Annotated in this window: 19 protein-coding genes; 5 read left to right on the plus strand and 14 right to left on the minus strand. The window is 43.5% G+C overall.

Annotated elements, in window-relative coordinates; translation table 11 throughout:
• Positions 1–93: 93 nt before the first annotated feature.
• Positions 94–795, plus strand: a complete 702-nt coding sequence (ubiE, locus tag TOL2_RS19745) for a bifunctional demethylmenaquinone methyltransferase/2-methoxy-6-polyprenyl-1,4-benzoquinol methylase UbiE (RefSeq protein WP_014959049.1) — start codon at positions 94–96, stop codon at positions 793–795.
• 109 nt (positions 796–904) lie between these two features.
• Here ubiE and nadB read toward each other — a convergent pair whose 3' ends face one another.
• Positions 905–2,524 carry an L-aspartate oxidase gene (gene nadB, locus TOL2_RS19750; protein WP_014959050.1) on the minus strand — a complete coding sequence of 540 codons (1,620 nt, stop codon included), beginning with the start codon at positions 2,522–2,524 and terminating at the stop codon, positions 905–907.
• The gene (locus TOL2_RS19755; protein ID WP_232507975.1) at positions 2,521–3,183 is read right to left on the minus strand and encodes a TIGR04211 family SH3 domain-containing protein; all 663 of its coding nucleotides are present in this window, start codon (positions 3,181–3,183) and stop codon (positions 2,521–2,523) included. Before TOL2_RS19755 ends, nadB begins: the two co-directional genes overlap by 4 nt.
• Positions 3,184–3,610: 427 nt before the next feature.
• Between TOL2_RS19755 and TOL2_RS19760 the strand changes: the two genes are divergently transcribed.
• From TOL2_RS19760 to TOL2_RS19770, 3 genes are all read left to right on the plus strand, one after another.
• Entirely contained in the window at positions 3,611–4,027 is a 417-nt protein-coding gene (locus TOL2_RS19760) for an archease (RefSeq protein WP_232507977.1), read from the plus strand.
• 67 nt (positions 4,028–4,094) lie between these two features.
• Positions 4,095–5,528, plus strand: coding sequence for an RtcB family protein (locus TOL2_RS19765; RefSeq protein WP_014959053.1), 1,434 nt, complete (start codon positions 4,095–4,097; stop codon positions 5,526–5,528).
• A gap of 195 nt (positions 5,529–5,723) precedes the next feature.
• Positions 5,724–7,463 (plus strand): long-chain-fatty-acid--CoA ligase, encoded by a 1,740-nt coding sequence (locus TOL2_RS19770; protein WP_014959054.1) that lies wholly within the window; start codon positions 5,724–5,726, stop codon positions 7,461–7,463.
• Here TOL2_RS19770 and TOL2_RS19775 read toward each other — a convergent pair.
• The 10 genes from TOL2_RS19775 to TOL2_RS19820 all read right to left on the minus strand — a co-directional run bounded on the left by TOL2_RS19775 (position 7,447) and on the right by TOL2_RS19820 (position 15,142).
• Positions 7,447–8,184: a tRNA threonylcarbamoyladenosine dehydratase gene (locus TOL2_RS19775; RefSeq protein WP_051012468.1), complete on the minus strand. Its 738-nt coding sequence runs from the start codon at positions 8,182–8,184 to the stop codon at positions 7,447–7,449. The genes TOL2_RS19770 and TOL2_RS19775 overlap by 17 nt on opposite strands.
• Before the next feature lie 120 nt (positions 8,185–8,304).
• Positions 8,305–9,087 (minus strand): TatD family hydrolase, encoded by a 783-nt coding sequence (locus tag TOL2_RS19780; RefSeq protein WP_014959055.1) that lies wholly within the window; start codon positions 9,085–9,087, stop codon positions 8,305–8,307.
• A gap of 10 nt (positions 9,088–9,097) precedes the next feature.
• Positions 9,098–9,829 (minus strand): futalosine hydrolase, encoded by a 732-nt coding sequence (gene mqnB / locus TOL2_RS19785; RefSeq protein ID WP_014959056.1) that lies wholly within the window; start codon positions 9,827–9,829, stop codon positions 9,098–9,100.
• Positions 9,819–10,274 carry a type II 3-dehydroquinate dehydratase gene (gene aroQ / locus TOL2_RS19790; protein WP_014959057.1) on the minus strand — a complete coding sequence of 152 codons (456 nt, stop codon included), beginning with the start codon at positions 10,272–10,274 and terminating at the stop codon, positions 9,819–9,821. The genes mqnB and aroQ overlap by 11 nt, the downstream gene beginning before the upstream one ends.
• Complete coding sequence (locus tag TOL2_RS19795) at positions 10,271–10,864, minus strand: indolepyruvate oxidoreductase subunit beta (protein WP_014959058.1); 594 nt, start codon at positions 10,862–10,864, stop codon at positions 10,271–10,273. The genes aroQ and TOL2_RS19795 overlap by 4 nt, the downstream gene beginning before the upstream one ends.
• A 26-nt stretch (positions 10,865–10,890) precedes the next feature.
• Positions 10,891–12,741, minus strand: coding sequence for an indolepyruvate ferredoxin oxidoreductase subunit alpha (iorA, locus tag TOL2_RS19800; protein ID WP_014959059.1), 1,851 nt, complete (start codon positions 12,739–12,741; stop codon positions 10,891–10,893).
• 34 nt (positions 12,742–12,775) lie between these two features.
• Positions 12,776–13,081 carry a hypothetical protein gene (locus TOL2_RS19805; RefSeq protein ID WP_014959060.1) on the minus strand — a complete coding sequence of 102 codons (306 nt, stop codon included), beginning with the start codon at positions 13,079–13,081 and terminating at the stop codon, positions 12,776–12,778.
• 35 nt (positions 13,082–13,116) lie between these two features.
• Positions 13,117–13,854, minus strand: coding sequence for a metallophosphoesterase family protein (locus TOL2_RS19810; protein WP_014959061.1), 738 nt, complete (start codon positions 13,852–13,854; stop codon positions 13,117–13,119).
• 6 nt (positions 13,855–13,860) lie between these two features.
• Positions 13,861–14,787, minus strand: a complete 927-nt coding sequence (locus TOL2_RS19815; RefSeq protein ID WP_014959062.1) for an Hsp33 family molecular chaperone HslO — start codon at positions 14,785–14,787, stop codon at positions 13,861–13,863.
• A 169-nt stretch (positions 14,788–14,956) separates the two neighbouring features.
• A complete protein-coding gene (locus TOL2_RS19820; RefSeq protein WP_041279642.1) occupies positions 14,957–15,142 on the minus strand; it encodes a magnesium chelatase subunit ChlI family protein in 186 nt (61 codons plus the stop codon).
• A 362-nt stretch (positions 15,143–15,504) separates the two neighbouring features.
• On the opposite strand from TOL2_RS19820, the gene TOL2_RS19825 reads away from it, so the two are divergent.
• The gene (locus tag TOL2_RS19825; RefSeq protein WP_014959063.1) at positions 15,505–15,774 is read left to right on the plus strand and encodes an aldehyde ferredoxin oxidoreductase C-terminal domain-containing protein; all 270 of its coding nucleotides are present in this window, start codon (positions 15,505–15,507) and stop codon (positions 15,772–15,774) included.
• 324 nt (positions 15,775–16,098) lie between these two features.
• Here the strand turns inward: TOL2_RS19825 and TOL2_RS19830 are convergent, their stop codons facing one another.
• Positions 16,099–16,296 carry a hotdog family protein gene (locus TOL2_RS19830; RefSeq protein WP_148278156.1) on the minus strand — a complete coding sequence of 66 codons (198 nt, stop codon included), beginning with the start codon at positions 16,294–16,296 and terminating at the stop codon, positions 16,099–16,101.
• A 59-nt stretch (positions 16,297–16,355) separates the two neighbouring features.
• Entirely contained in the window at positions 16,356–17,369 is a 1,014-nt protein-coding gene (locus TOL2_RS19835) for an MDR family oxidoreductase (protein WP_014959065.1), read from the minus strand.
• Positions 17,370–17,421 lie beyond the last annotated feature (52 nt).

A 17,421-nucleotide genomic window follows, 5' to 3' on the forward strand; every position in this document is an offset into this window, starting at 1 on the left:
ACCGTTCTATTGTAATCTTTGCTTTAGTGTGATACTTTTTCCACCTGCCTTGACAAACAATATAAAATAACCCGAAAATCCAGGTTGTCAACGATGAATAAAGAACTTGAGTTTGTAAAAGACATGTTTGACAGTATTGCACCAAAATACGATTTTTTAAACCGCCTTCTAAGTCTGCGCCAGGACACGGTCTGGAGAACCCAGATGGTAAAGGCTGCAGCTGTCAAAAAAGACGGCAGGGTTCTGGATGTTGCCTGCGGAACCTGTGACGTGGCTTTGGAAATCAGTTCCCAGCTAAAAGAACAGGTTCAAGTTTTCGGACTTGATTTTTCTTTTGGCATGTTAAGGCTCGGCAAACAAAAACTGATAAAGCAAAACAAAAAAAACATTGCTCTTTTAAATGCTGATGCCCTTTGTCTTCCGTTTCAACATAATATGTTTGATGCCGTATTTATAGCTTTTGGCATTCGGAATATCATGGACCGTCAAAAGGCCACAAACGAATTTTTCAATGTTTTAAAAAGCGGCGGACGGCTGGCTGTTCTGGAACTGACCCCCCCGAAAAAAGGAATTTTGAGTTCGCTATACCTTCGGTATTTTCAAAAACTTTTGCCCGTTATCGGTTCATTTTTTTCAAAAGACCGGCAAGCCTATACCTACCTGCCGGAATCTGTATTAAAGTTCCCCTCCCCGGTTGAATTTTCAAAAATCTTGAAAACAGCAGGGTTTAAAAACATCCGGTTCAAACAAATGACCTTTGGAATTGTAACCTTGTTTGTCGGTATCAAGCCTTAATTGAGCCGGACACTGTCATAGTGTCCGACTCTATTTTAAGGAAAAAGTTATAATTTTTACAGCTGCACTGATTTGCCGGGTCAAAAATCTTGATATATCATTTGCCGTCTTAAAAAGTTTTTTTAAGAATAGTATGCTGCAACCCATTTAAATCATCTTTTTCAGGGTATTCAATATTATAATGCAGTCCCCGGCTTTCCTTTCTCATTAATGCGGATTTAATGATCAATTCAGCCACCGTGGCAAGGTTTCGAATTTCAATCAAATCAGAGGTCACCTTAAAATCCCAATAATATTCATTGATTTCTTCATTAATATTTTGGATTCTTCTTAACGCCCGCTGCAGACGTTTGTCAGACCTCACAATGCCGACATAATTCCACATCAGCCGCCGGATTTCATCCCAGTTGTGAGATAAAACAATGGCCTCGTCACTGTCTGCTGCATCGGTTTCATCCCACGGATCAAGGGAAGCGGTTATTTTGTTGTCAATGGACTCAAATTCTTCAACTGAGGATTGATAGGCCCTGTGAGAATAAACCAATGCTTCCAGCAGGGAATTTGAGGCAAGCCGGTTGGCACCGTGAAGTCCGGTGCAGGCGGTTTCCCCCACTGCGTAAAGCCTTTGAACATCTGTCTTACCGTTCAGGTCGGTGGCCACTCCGCCGCACATGTAATGGGCAGCAGGAACAACAGGTATGGGATCTTTTGTCATGTCAATCCCGTACTCAAGACATTTGGCGTAAATATTGGGGAATCTTTTTTTGATAAATTCAGGATCTTTATGGGTGATATCCAGAAAAACAGCATCCGCTCCGGTCTTTTTCAACTCACTGTCAATGGCCCTTGCCACAACATCCCTGCATGCAAGCTCTTTTTCAGGGGCATATTTTTCCATAAACCGCCGGCCTTTGGAATCAATCAAAACAGCGCCCTCACCTCTGACGGCTTCTGAAATAAGAAAATTTTTTGCTTCCGGATGATACAGACATGTAGGATGAAATTGTACGAACTCAAGATTTGCCACCGATGCCCCGGCCCGGTAGGCCATGGCAATTCCGTCACCGGTTGCAATGTCAGGATTGGATGTATACAGATAAACTTTGCCTGCTCCCCCGGTTGAAAGAAGGGTAACCCCGGCATAAAAGGTTTCAATTTTACCGGTTTTATTGTCCAGTACATATGCCCCGCAGCAGATATTCTCATGCTGGGTGACAACAAGGCCGCTTCGAATACTGCTGGAAAACGTGATCAAGTTGACGGCAATGTGATCCTCTAAAATCGTTATATTCTCATTTTCCTCGACATTTTTCACCAAAGTGTCTTCAATCTCTTTACCGGTCAGATCATGGGCATAAACAATTCTTTTAACAGAATGGCCCCCTTCTTTGCCCAGTGCAAAATCGTATTCACCTTCACCGTCTTTATTAAAATGGGCACCTTGCCTGACAAGCTCTTTTATTCTGTCTGGCCCGTTTTCCACAACCATCTTGACCACATCTTTGTTGCAAAGCCCGTCACCTGCACCAAGGGTGTCTTGAATATGAAGGTCAAAGGAATCAATGGAGCTGAATACTGCGGCTATTCCTCCCTGAGCCAGAGCCGTATTGGTTTTCTGGATCTTTTTTTTTGTAATGATGGTGACTTTGCCGAATTCAGACACTTTCAGGGCATAACTTAAGCCGGCAATCCCGCTTCCGATAACCAAAAAATCAGTTCTTTTAATCATAACAGGCTACTTCTTTTCTTTTTACGAGTACTTAAACCAAAAAACAGGCCCACAATAAAAACACTTGTACCAATGATAAACCAAAGTTTGGGTTCACTGTTCAAATCACTCTCCAAAGTCTCAATCCGACTTTTCTGTGTCTCATACTGCTGCATCATTTTTTTATACTTTGTATCAAGCATTAAGAATTCAGCAGATTCCTGTTTCAATTTTTTATATTTTTCTTCTACCTGGATCAATTCCGCATTTTTAACCGTAAGATTTTTGTTTTTTTCCTGAACCGCTTCCAACTTTAAAATCAGGCCCTGATTGCTGTTTTTCAACTGTTCAACCAAAAGGGCATCCGGTACTTTCTGTGTTAAAAATCTTGACAAAACCCAACCGGTTTTTCCTGCACTGGTTCTAACCTGGGACCAGTCTGTTTGATATTCAACAATTTCAAGCTTGGTGCCTGATTTTAACATTTGAATAATTTTGTGTTCCACTCCCGGGCCTGTCCGCATTGTAATTTTTGTAACCCCTGTCACATAAATATCTTCAGCAAACGAAATACAGACAAGAAACAACACCATTGATAAAGACAGGATCAAAGTGTATTGATATTTTTTTTTCATCCGAGCGCTGTCTCCTTTTCTAAATTCGTAATTTTTATGTCCCATCCCTTATCATTGCCTCCTGTCAAGATCAACATGAAAAATCATCTGGATTTATAATATTGAACAGTATCCATCCTAAAAATAATTTTACTTTGCGTACATCTTCATTTTTTACAACTACTACGGGCAGACTTGGCCTTTCTCATTGGTTTGCCCATAACAAAACATAAAAGTCGCTGTTTGAATTTTTAAAGGCTTTCATACATAAAAACCTTTAAAAGATTATTATATATGAACAGATAAAATATGAAAAGTCCAAGATTATCAAACCGTTCTTGACACAAGAAGATATCTTATCTAAAATTTCAGATCAAATGTTTTGTTTAATATGTTTTAAAATATCACAAAGAAAACAGGTCTTCCTCAAAAAAACAAGTGTTGATTTTATAAAACAAATCAGTGTGAATATGTGATGGTGCAATACAAAAAAATGATCCAATACAAATTAATTGATCATACTGCGGATTTCGGCATTCAAGTTACTGCTGAAAACAAAAAAACACTGTTTGTCAATGCAGCCCTTGCCATGTTTGATCTGATCGCGGATACAGATAAAAACAGGGAGACACAAACCCTTTTTTTAGATATTTCAGGGGATGACTGGCCGGATTTGATGGTAAACTGGCTTCGGGAAATGCTGTATTTATGGAATGGCGAAGAAAAGCTGATTACCGCTGTTACAATAGAAAATTTAACGGGATATGAAATTAAGGCCTGTGTTCTCTGGTATCCCTTTGATCCGGATAAGGATAAAATTAAAAATGAAATCAAAGCCGTCACCTATCACCAGATTGCCGTCACCCAAAGATCTCATGACTGGAATTCCCGGATTATTTTTGATATTTAAACACTCCTTTGCGCTGCGCAATCTTTAAGGCTTTGCTATCAAACCCGAACAAAGAAAAGAGACCTTCATGCAGATAAAAAAAATTGATGATTTTCAATGGCTTTTACCCCGAACAGGTTCCATGCGCGTACCGGGAATCATATATACCAATGAATCAGGACTGAATGCCATTAAAAAAGAGGAAACCTTCAAACAGGTTTGCAATGTAGCAAGTCTGCCCGGAATTATCAAGGCTTCCATGGCCATGCCGGACATTCACTGGGGCTATGGATTCCCCATCGGCGGGGTTGCGGCATTTGACTGGGAAACCGGTGTGATTTCACCCGGCGGAGTTGGATATGACATCAACTGCGGGGTACGCCTGGCCCGCACAAATCTTGAAGAAAAGGACGTTCGACCGCATCTCAGAAATCTTATCAATGCCCTGTTCAGGGAGATTCCCTCGGGTATCGGATCAACGGGATCTTTGAAACTCACAAATTCAGAAGAAAAAAATGTCCTGAAAAAAGGAAGCCTGTGGGCTGTGCAGCAGGGCTTCGGCCATGCGTCAAATCTGGAGCGGACTGAAGATGGCGGATGTATGCCGGATGCGGACCCGGAAACTTTAAGCAAGCGGGCCTTGGAACGGGGAAAAAAACAATTGGGCACCCTGGGTTCAGGAAACCATTTTCTTGAAGTCGGCGTGGTAGAAACAATTTTTGACCTTGAAGCGGCAAGGGCATACGGCTTGTTTGAAGGCCAGGTCACATTAATGCTCCATACCGGCTCAAGGGGATTGGGATATCAGGTCTGTGACGACCACCTGGCCATGATGACCAAACAGGCCAATAAGCTGGGGATAACCCTTCCGGACAGACAGCTTGTCTGCGCCAGGATTCAATCCGAACAGGGCCGTCACTATCTGAGCGCCATGGCCTGTGCGGCAAATTATGCATGGGCAAACCGCCAGATCCTCATGCACAAGGCCGGCCTTGTCCTGATGGATATCCTGGGCATAAGCCCGAATACGCTGGGCATGAACCTGGTATATGACCTGTGCCATAACATTGCAAAAAAAGAATCCCACATCATTGATGGAAAAAAACAAATCGTATGCGTCCATCGCAAGGGAGCAACACGTTCATTCGGTCCTGGACACCCGTCCATCTGCCCTGAATACAGAAAAGTGGGCCAGCCCATACTGATACCGGGCGATATGGGTACTGCCTCCTATGTGCTGGCCGGCACCCAAAGGGCTATGGAAGAAACCTTTGGCTCCACCTGCCACGGTGCGGGGCGTGTTTTAAGCCGAAAAGCCGCCAAAAAAGCGAGCAGAGGCCGATCCATCCAAAGAGAACTGGAAGACCTTGGAATTCTTGTGAAATGGACCGGCAGATCCACTTTAGCCGAGGAAATGCCCGATGCATATAAAGATATTTCCCAGGTGGTGGATATTGTCCACGGCGCAGGCTTGTCCAAAAAGGTGGCAAAACTTCGGCCCATGGCAGTGCTAAAAGGTTGACTCTCTGGGATTTCATGACATGCCAAATCAAAAAAAAACATTTTCAATCCTGAATATAGTTATGTATAATCATATTCATACTGTTTTACTGCTTTTTTTATGGCAGTTCTCTGCCATGGCCTTTAGTATGAGGATTTGGTACAAACACGGACTTTATCCCCGGCAACACACTTTAAACAATGAGGAGACATAAAAATGATTGATCCTGTATGGAAAACCCCTTTTTGGCCGGAAGGCGTGGCACATATGTGTACGGATTACAAGTTTCCCTTGTTTAAATTCCTGGATGATTCTGCCCGGGAGCATCCCGATAAACCCTTTACCCTGTTTAATGGTGCGTCAAAAAACTTTGCCCAGGTCAAAGACACTGCCGACAGGATTGGAGCTTTTCTGGCAGGCAAAGGGATCAAAAAAGGAGATAAAATTGCCATATTTCTTCCCAATCTGCCCCAGTTCCCTGAAATTCTTTTCGGTATTCTCAAGGCAGGTGCGGTTGCCGTCAGCTGCAATCCGATTTACACGGCGTCCGAACTTCATCTCCAGTTAAAAGATTCCCAATCCAAAATGGTGTTCTGCATGGATCATCCCGTTTTCTATCCAAACACTGTAAAAGCCGTTGAAGGTACGGATGTTGATACGGTTATCGTGTGCAATATCAAATCCTATCTGCCGAAATTCAAAGCATTTTTAGGCGGGCTTTTGGGTAAAATTCCAAGGGCCGGCAAAATAGCCCCCGGCCACCTGATGTTTGATGACATAATTGCATCCTCCAAACCCATCCCGCCGTCAATATCCATAGACCCTGAAAAAGATACAGCGATCATGCTGTATACCGGCGGAACAACAGGCGTGCCAAAAGGTGCGGAACTAAGCCATACCAATTTCACATATGATGTCATGGCCATACTAGAATATGCCAGGTTTGTCCATGGTGACGGTAAAAAACCCGAACGCCTTTATCAAAAAGGTTTTCACTCGTTTCTTGGGGTTTTGCCCTGGTATCATTGCTTTGGCATTACCGTGGCCCTTTTGCTGTCGGTAAAACTTTCCGCCAAATTGATCTGCATTCCAGACCCCAGGGCAGGCAAACCGCCTTTTACAGAGGTTCTCAAAGCGGTTCAAAAATACAGACCCACATTCATGCCAGCCGTACCAACCATCTTTGTGGCCTTTACAAATCATGCCCTCATCAATCAATATGATCTGTCCTCATTAATGGGATGTTTTTCAGGTGGCGCTCCCCTTCCCCCTGAAGTGTGCAAGCAATTTGAAGACAAAACAGGGTCCATTATTTTTGAAGGCTACGGATTAACGGAAACCGCACCTGTTGTCAGTGCAAACCCGACGTTTAAACAAAACCGAAAAATCGGCTCTATTGGATTTCCCCTGCCTGGAACAGACATAAAAATACTTGATATTGAAGATCCCTCAAACCTGATGCCCCGTGGAGAAGACGGTGAAGTTGCCATTTGCGGCCCCCAGGTAATGAAAGGCTATTGGAAAAACCCGGAAGCCAATGCTGAATCCTTTGTCCATATTGACGGAAACCGGTATTTTCTTACAGGAGATATCGGCCATATTGACAGCGAAGGGTATGTTGCCATTACCGACCGGAAAAAAGACATGATCATTGTCAGCGGTTTCAATGTATACCCGCGGGATGTGGAAGATATTTTATATAACCATCCCAAAGTTGAGCTTGCGGCTGTAGTGGGAATACCCGATGAAAAAAGCGGAGAAAAGGTAAAGGCGTTTATCAAGTTAAAACAGGATGAAACTGCCACCCAGGAAGAAATAAACGCTTTTTGCAAACAACACATGGCAGGCTACAAACGGCCTAAAATCATTGAATTCAGGGATGAGCTTCCCATATCCAATGTCGGCAAAGTCTTAAGACGGATTCTCAGAGATGAAGAGCTTAAGAACTTTGGGTAATCTGATTGATCACCTCGCCTGCAATGGTGAGACCGAAAACTCCGGGAACCCAGGATACGGTTCCAATGGGGGGTCTTGACCGGCCGTGATCCTTTAGTGCATCAACAGCATCTTCAGGGCGAAAGGCTTGCTTGTTCAAAGGTTTTTCAATAGAATAAACCGCTCTTATCCCTTCATAAAGCCCCCGCCTGTGAAGGCGCTGCCTGACCACCCTTGCCAAAGGACAGACACAGGTTTCACTGATATCTCCGGTTTTTATCATGGAGACATCGGTTCTTCCTCCGGCCCCCATGCTGGAAACCGCGGCAAGATCCATCTGTCTTGCTTCGACCAGCAGGTTTATCTTTGAATTAAGACCGTCTATGGCATCCACCACAACATCAATATCTTTGAATAACAGATCCTCAAGACTTTGGGCATTGACAAATGAACTGTGGATCTGAACACGGCAATGCGGATTAATATCTTTTACCCGTTCACCGGCAATGACGGCTTTTTGTCTGCCAATAGTGGAATGCAATGCAAACAGCTGACGGTTGATATTTGTTGCATCCACCCTGTCAAAATCAATGAGATGCAAATTTCCAACCCCTGCACGGGCAAGGGCTTCGGTTGCAAACGACCCCACTGCCCCCAGGCCGAAAACCGCCACGGTTGACTGTTGTATCTTTTCCATTGCCAATGCCCCGAGAAGCTGTCGGGTTCGAGCAAACTGATCCATTATGTGTCCTTTTATTATTTGTCTTTTTTTCCCTGTAACTGCAATGGCAGACCGGTCATTTCACCCAAGGGGTTGTGTACAACAAGAAATGAATGTCAAACATTTGATTTGCAAAGAGTTTCATTTGAATATTGAATAAAATAATTTCAAACTGTTCTCATAGGCATGCCGTGAAAAATCTTCAAATTCCATGCCGATTCTGTTGGATGCCAATTGTGCGATAGCCGGTAGATTTTTAGGTTCATTGAGTCTTGAAACAGTTGGTTCAGACAGATACGGATAAATATCCGGTGAATCCGTTTCTATCACAAAGCGATTTTTGGATACCCGTTTCAATGCAGCCACAACCTTTTTGGCCCCGGGATTTGTCACCGAACCTGAAAAAGAGATGAACAGGCCATGGGTTTCAAAAAAAGGAATCATGTCTGCCGAACCCGAATAAGAGTGAATTAATCCCGGAACCTTTAGTTTTCCATGTTTTTTAAGAATATGGATAAAATCATCCCAGGCTTTCCTGATATGGATGGTAATGGGACGTTCCAGCTCCCTTGCCAGTGCCAGGTGGTGTTCAAACACCTTGATCTGTTCATCCCGGTCAACCGTTTTATCGGTAAAATCAAGCCCTGTCTCGCCAATACCGGACAGATAAGCCAAAAGATACTGTTCCAGACGTTCTTTCCATTGTTTGGATCGGGCTTTCACAAACCAGGGATGAATCCCGAAACAGGGCAGAACCGAACGATACTGCCCTGACAATGTTGCCGTGAACTCAAAATTATCTTCACTGGTGGCACAGGACACCATGTACCTGACTTTTGCTTTGTCTGCGCGATCCAATATATGCGGGATATCGAAAAGTATCCGTGAATCATGCAAATGGCAATGTGAATCAATAAAATTCATTCTTTCACAATCAAATCAAATGGGAAACACCAGTGCAAACCACGCCCAATTGCTTTGCCGCCAAATCAATATCCCATTTTTCCTTGTCTCTTTCACCCACAAAATTGGATGCTGCCCTGACTTCAATAATGGGAATGCCATAGAGTGCCGCAATGTGATTACAGGCTGCGCCTTCCATGGCTTCCATCACTGAAGAAAAAGTGCAATAGAGCTGATTTGCACGGTTCAGGGAAGATGTAATGGTTGAAACAGTTATAAACAAACCTTTTACGATCCGGGTCCCTGTGATTGAAAAAACCCGGCACAGCCTGTCATGGGTTTGATCGACCATGTCCGGGTCAAAAGGATAAATCCCCTGCCGGCTTAAAGGCTCGTCTTTTAGCACATCAAAAGGCAGGGGAGCATTTTTAAAAGCATCTGTTTGAACACCTGTATGGATATAATGCTCCTGGGTGGCAATGGCAACATCACCTATATTCAAACCGGTTTGTTGAAAAACGCCTGCAATACCTGTCTGTAAAATCAATACGGGAGATGCGTGTTCAAGATAAGCTGTCAGCGCATGGGCGGCATTGAATACCCCGGCACCCGTCAGTACAAGGTCATATGTTTTTTCATGAACTTTCCCGGACAGGATTGTCAGACCGGTTCTGGTCACTCTTTTTGAAACTCCCGGCCACAGGGTTAAAAAATGAGACATCTCAACTTGAGTGGCACATAAAATGAGAAGATCAGGATTCATTGATCATGTTTGCCAGGGCATTTAATGCCATTGTATATCCATAAGGACCGCATCCGGTGATCTGTCCGGTGACAATATCCGCCAGCAATGATTTGTGGCGGAAAGCTTCTCTTTTATGAATATTGGACAAATGGATCTCAATAACCGGGCAGGACATTAAAAGCATGGCATCTCTCAATGCAACACTTGTGTGGGTAAATGCCCCCGGATTGATCATGATGCCGTCAATATTGTCTTCAAACATTTCGTGAATTTTATCAACAATTGCCCCTTCATGGTTGGACTGAAAAAACACAATATCCACCCCCAATTTTAACGCCTTTTGGGCAAGATCCTTATTGATTTCATCAAGGGTAAGGGAACCGTATATTTCAGGCTCCCTTTTTCCCAGCATATTCAAATTAGGGCCGTTAATCGCTTGAATTTTTTTTGTTTTCTGTGTCATTCGCCTTTTGCCGCCTCATATCCCATTTCAAAAGCTTTAAGGTTCATGTCTAAAAACGCTTTTTTTGTCCTTCTTTTAATGGCCTCTATCACATTTTCCTTTGTAAAACCAAGTCCGCCTGACTGGACCAGGGCACCCAAAAGAACAATATTGACACTCATGGGGCTTCCGGCTTCTTTGGCAAGTCTCATTGCATCAATGGCAACAAGGCTTGCACATTTTTCTTTGAGCAAATCTTTCACATTTTCAACATCCGGGTAAACCCCTTTGCCGATAGCCACGGTAAAAGGCGGCAGGGTTGCCGTATTTGTGATCACTTTTGTGTTCTTGCTGCACCTGTTTAAGGCTCTCAATGTTTCAGCAGGTTCAAATCCCATCAGGATATCTGCTTCACCGTCTGAAATAATAGAACTGGTTGCATCTCCAAAAACTATGGCTGATTCAACAACACCACCCCGCTGGGCCATTCCGTGTATTTCGCTCATTCTGACCGGTACGCCTGAAATCAGTGCCGCCTCACCCAACACCTTGGATGCAAGAAGATTGCCCTGGCCACCCACAGCTACGATGATTAATCTGGTTGTTTCCATTGTTTATATGATCCTCTTTTTAAAGGTTATTTTTTTAAAGGCGTGATCGCATTTTCAGGGCATATCTGGGCACAAACCGCACACCCTACACAGGTATCTGCATCAATCTTCACCTTTTCGTCTTCAAGATAAAAGGATGGACAGGCAATGGTATTGATACAATCCCTGTGATCCACACACTTGTCGGAAACCTTGAATGCTCTGGGCTTGAGCAATTTCAAGCTTTTTGCATACAAAGCACAAGGTTCCTGGGATATAATAACGGAAACACCTTTGTATGCCAGGGCTTCCTTGATGGTTTCGATGCTCTTTTTCACCTTGAACGGCTTGATGATGGAAACATGTTCCACACCAAAGGCTTTGACCACTTTTTCGATATTCACCCGGCCGAATCCGCTCAGGCCGAACCTTTCCATGTCAACACCAGGATGGGGCTGGTGTCCTGTCATAGCCGTGATGTCATTTTCAAGGATGACCAGGGTGAAATTGTGGTTGTTGAATACGGCATTGACAAGTCCTGTCATGCCTGAATGAAAAAAGGTGGAATCGCCGATAACCGAGACCACTTTCTGATCCGTGGCCTGGCTGAATCCGCAGGAAGAACTGACCGAAGAACCCATGCAGATCACAAAGTCACCCGTACTTAAAGGCGGCATAAATCCCAGAGTATAACAGCCGATGTCATTGGGGCAGATGATATCCATATCTTTGGCTGCCTGCTGAATCTCATAAAATGTTGCCCGGTGTGAACACCCGGAGCAAAGATTTGGCGGACGCATAGGAATTTCAGGAACATTGTCGACAGACAGTTTTTCTGTTGGTGTGTACTCAATACCAAAGTAATCAGCCATATTTTTTCTGACCATGGCAGGATCATATTCATAGAGGCGGGAGAACAATGCTTCTGATTTACCATTAATGAGTATGATTATTCCGGTCTCCTGGGCAAAGGCTTTTACAGCTTCCTCCATGAACGGTTCGCCTTCTTCGATGACAAGGACTTTTTCGCAATCTGCCAGAAAATCTTTGATCTGTTGTTCCGGCATGGGGTTGGAAAATCCCAGGCGTAAAATTTTTGCATTGTTTTCAATGCTAAGATCTTTTACAGCATCCTGAGCATAGTGATAGCTGACACCATTGGCAATAATACCAAATTTTCCAGATCCTTCAATCAAGTTAAACTCGGATGTTTCAGCAATTCTTTTTGCTCTGTTCATCTTTTCAAGCACTTTGACATGAAGTTGCCTTGATACCACCGGAACCGTAACGCATCGGCCCGGATCTTTTTCAAATCTGCCTTTGGTTTGCATTGGTTTTATATCACCAAAGGTCACATAGGCATTGGAATGGTTGATTCTGGTAGTGGTTCTTAACAGGACCGGCTGATTGAGTTCCTCTGAAAGTTCAAATGCATACTTGATCATCTCTTTTGCTTCAGGTACGGATGAGGGTTCAAGCATGGGCAGATTGCCGAATTTTGCATAATAACGGTTGTCCTGCTCATTCTGGCTTGAAAACATGGACGGATCATCAGCTGTCAGGATCACCATGCCGCCGGTCACTCCGACATAGGCCAGAGTCATCAGAGGATCAGCCGCAACATTCAATCCCACATGTTTCATCATGCAAAAGGTGCGAAGTCCTGAGTTGGCAGCAGCAGCCGCCACTTCCAGGGCGACTTTTTCATTGGTGCTGTATTCAAAATAGAGGTCTGATTCCTGAGACATCTGAAAAAGATTCAAAGAAATTTCAGAAGAAGGGGTGCCCGGATAGGTTGTAGCAAATGCCACACCTGCCTCAACAGCACCTCTTGCGATGGCTTCATTCCCCAGGAGCATGATTTTTTCACCCGGACTGTCATTCAATAATTTGTGCATCTGTTCTCCTTAATTTAAAAGCTGTTTACAATTATTATGCATATAATTTTTCCGCGTCCTCAAGGGATGAGGCATATCCTTTGAACCCTTCAACATCTTCGCAGGAGCTAATGGAGGCAAAAGCAAAAAAACCCTCAACCATGGTTTTTTCCCCTTGCCTTATCAGAGCCATAAACAGCACAGGGACAAGACAGATATTTGCCTTCCCTGTTTGAACTGAAAATTCAAGGGGCTTGATTGTTTTGTAAACAGCATACAGTTTTGTTTGCACCGGCATAATCTGAACAATTTCAGGATACGTTTGGTGAGTATGACTATGATCGCTACAATGATTACACATTATTAACACCTTTCATTCTATGTTGAAGGCTATTGTCAAAGTTCCGATTTCTCAAGCTGATCCGCATATAGTCCTGGTATGCCGGCCTTTTTAATTTTTTTTGCAGCCGCGTGATAATCATAAGGCACAAATCTTGACGTTACACTCTGCCGGACGGAATCCCATACCACATATTTGGCTTCATTATAACCATCTCGTGGCTGCCCCACGCTTCCGCTATTTATAATATAACGTCTGTTTTTTTCAAGAGGAACGGTTGATTTCATAAAACTTTTCTTTTTAAGATTTCCCCGATCAAGTTCATAAATTCTCAATTGATGAGTGTGGCCGACAAAGGCAATTCTCTGTTTAATTAGTTCCATGATCTGAATCAATCTTTTATCAGATTCATGAAAAACATAGCGGGCAATGTTGTCCGGCGGCACACCATGGACAAACCTACACCCATAACGGACAAGACAAAATTTCAGAGTTGAAACATAATATTTTGCAGGATCGGATAATTTCTTTTGGTTGATGACCAGAGCTTTTCTTGCATAGGGGTTAAAGGTTGCCAAATAATCTTTATCCAGCAATGCCAGCTCATGATTTCCAAGAACAGATGATATGTCATGCCTTTTTAAACCGGCAATGACTTCTTCAGGTTGTGCCCCGTATCCGATATTATCCCCCAATGAAATAATATCATCAATGGCTTGTGTTGATATATCCGCCATCACAGCCTGGAATGCATCCAGATTGCTGTGAACGTCTGAAATAACCGCAAGCCTCATAGCACCTTATCTGCCTAACACCTTAAGATCATTTTCACTGAAATGATACACGGAATTACAATGATGACAGCAAAGCTCTAAAGGAAAGGGGCCGTTTTTCATTATATCTTTTTTCTCCTTATCCGGTAAACTTTTCAAATACCCTTCCATCCTGTCTTTTGAACACCTGCAAAAAAACTCCACCCGGCTGTTGTTTAAAAATTGCGGTTCAAGACTTGAAAATTCCCTGTTAATAATCTCTTCAGGTGTTTGCCCTTTGAAGAACAAGTTTCCCAGAGAATCAATGCCCTGAATCATTTTTTCCGCTTCAATGACACGGGAAGCATCTGCACCCGGAAGTGCCTGGAGAAAAATCCCCCCTGCGCCCTTAACCTCTTGATTGTCATCAAAAAAAACACTTAAGTTAAACCCGGTGGGAATCTGTTCAGACACCAAAAAATAATTGGCCAGATCTTCAGCAATGCTTCCATGCTCAAGGGCCACCTTGCCTGAATAGGGTGTGGGATAATTCTCCAGGTATTTTGTCACTGTAAGAAAACCCGCGCCATAAAGTGTTGATAAATATTTAATGTTTTCAGGATGGGTTACCTTGATCTGGCGGGTTTTAAGATACCCCCGGACTTCTCCAAACACATTGGATTCAACATCCAGACCTTTCACGGGTCCTGAACACTGGATATCAATACTGAGCCTGTCATTTTTATCTTTAAGGCTTGCACACAAAAGGGTAGCCGCAATATAAGCCTGGCCCAGCACCAGGGTTTCCAGCGGCCCCAGTTCATGGTTTGCCCTCATTTCATTGACCATCCGGGTGTTATGAACAACAGCACCCCTGATCGTCTTATCAGCCATGATAAACCGGTATATCCTGTCTTTTGCCGAAGCTTTGAACTGTGCTTTGACATCATTATTAAACACATCTTTTTTAATCATAATCCAACATTCTTTTAACTTATGGTTATTTTGACTATCTTTTATCTTTTGAAAACAGATTTCAAATATTTCCCCTTGCTCTTAGCCTTAGATATTATAAATAGCGGATTCTTAATGTAAAGCTTGATTCTATAATATTTACCGTTTCTTCTTCCTGCTTTTTTCAATATTATTGTGCAAATCCCCTGTCAAAACTTCTGAATTGTATGGCTTCGCTCAGATGGTGCCGCTCAATTTTTGTTTCTTCTTCAAGATCTGCAATAGTCCTTGCCACCCTTATAACACAAAGGATATTCACTTTGGAACAGATCAAGGAACTTATCAGGATTACCAACAGACTGATCCGTAACGGCACCTTCCTTTCCTCTTAACTGATTTGAAGTTTCAATATAGGATTCTCCCAAAATCAAACTTTTTTGGAGGACACTATGGATTACAAAACACCTGAACCAATTGGAGATCCTGATTGGGGGGAATCTTGTGGTAGATCTATTGGCAGCACCGATGACCTCGACACTCTAAAAAATTAAACAAATCAAACCTTCAAGGAAAGGTTGTACCTGGCATATCTATGGTATCTCAAATACAAGAACTCACCGAAAGATTATTTGGTTGACCATGATGTAAGCGTTGATTTTTATAAATCCCTTTTTGATGATCCAACTTCGATTCAACCTCCAGAACCGTACCTGTAACACCTTCTTCAGCATGCTTTTATTGGCTGCAAAATACCAAAACAGGAATACACAAATCGCCATGGCATCGGTGGATTGTACAGGCCTGTGGCTGCTGGCAAGCTTTGCCTTAACCACACCGGAGGGAGCAGATGCGTTTTTAAAGGTCATGAATGCCAAATTCGGCGTCCAAATGTCCCCGGACGATATCCCGGCCCTTGGCGTCAGGGTATTGAAACAAGAATTGGAATTTAACCGCAAAGCCGGATTAACCAGTGAGGATGACCGGTTGCCTGATTTTTTTTATAAATAACCGCTTTTACCGCACAATAAAGTTGTTTTAATCAGTCCAGAAGAGATGGACACGGCTTTAAATTTTTAATTGGATGATGTCAATTAAAGATCAAGGTTAAATTATTCGGCACTCTGGGGCAAAATTTCCCAGGGTATGATTCTTTAAAAGGTATGGTATGAATATTCTGGATACAAGCAACTATCTTGTCATCATGAACAAAACAATTGCCAAATCAACAGACCGGTTGATCCATGGGGCAACCCTGCATATTTTTCAGGCCATGGCCGGGGGATAATGCTTATACCAATCCTCTTCATCCGAATTCCCATAAAACATCCGAACTTACTCTTTTTTAGTGACCATCATTGTTGTTTGATATTCTATCACCTGCTGATCACGCTGGTTATAAGCCCTGTTTTTGTAAACAAACAAGAACCTTTCCAGATTTTTTGTCGGACGAAGCTCAACGACCTCTGCTTCAGCATCAAGCGTCCTGTTTACGCGACACAAAATTTTAGTTCCTGCTGCTATCTTACCCATAAACCACTCCTCTTTTTTTATATGTTTTCTGATATATTTTTTATTCCCTGACATTTTTATCATGCGTTGACGTCGATCACAATATGGCCTGTAATATTACCCGCCAGGATTTCTTTGGCATACCGGGGTACATCTTCAAGTGGAATTGTTTTGTTGATATTTGCCAGGGCTTTATCGGAGATATCGGTTACCAGTCTCTCCCAGGCGGCTATTCTCCTCGGAGTCGGGCACCACACAGAATCCACCCCTCTCAGACTCACCCCCCTCAAGATAAAGGGCATTACGGTAGCCGGCAGATCAGACCCGCCTGCCAGCCCGCAGGCGGCCACACATCCGCCGTATTTCATTTCAGACAATACCCTGGCGAGTACCTTGCTGCCGACATTGTCAACGGCACCGGCCCATTTCTGGGTTTCAAGCGGTGATGGCATCATGGTCCATTCTTCACCCCCGGCTATTTCTTTAGCCCCGATCTGTCTTAAGTAATCGTGTATGGATGCCTGCCTTGATCTTGTGAGCGCAGTAACTTCATACCCCAGTCTGGCAAGAATGGCCACTGCGTTGCCGCCCACGCCGCCGGTAGCACCGGTAACAATTACCGGACCGCTGCCCGGTGTCACCCCGGCTTCTTCCAAGGTCATGACCATGAGCATGGCTGTGTAACCGGCAGTCCCTATGGACATGGCCTTCCTGGTGTCCATGCCTTGGGGAAGGGGAATCAAAAAATCGGATTTGATTCTGGCCATCTGAGCGTAACCGCCCCAGTATCTCTCACCCACGCTCCAGCCATTCAAGATTACCTGGTCGCCGGGGTTGAAATCAGGAGAGTTTGATTCAACCACTGTTCCTGCCAGGTCAACGCCCGGCACCATCGGAAAAAAACGAAATATTTTGTTGCGGTTTGCAAATCCCAGCCCCTCTTTATAATTTAAGGTTGAATAGTCTACCTGAATCAGCACATCTTCTTCAGGCAAATCCGCAACAGTCAGCTGCTTCAATGTCGCAACCAGTTCACTTGGTTCACTTTCCGCCTTGTCTACAACAAGAGCCTTAAAGGTGTCTTTATTTACCATTCTGAATACTCCTTATTCTGCAGTCGGTTAATCACTTTTATTTGACGCTCGC

Origin of the sequence: Desulfobacula toluolica Tol2 (assembly GCF_000307105.1) — a bacterium.
In the GTDB taxonomy this organism is placed as follows: Bacteria; Desulfobacterota; Desulfobacteria; order Desulfobacterales; family Desulfobacteraceae; genus Desulfobacula; species Desulfobacula toluolica.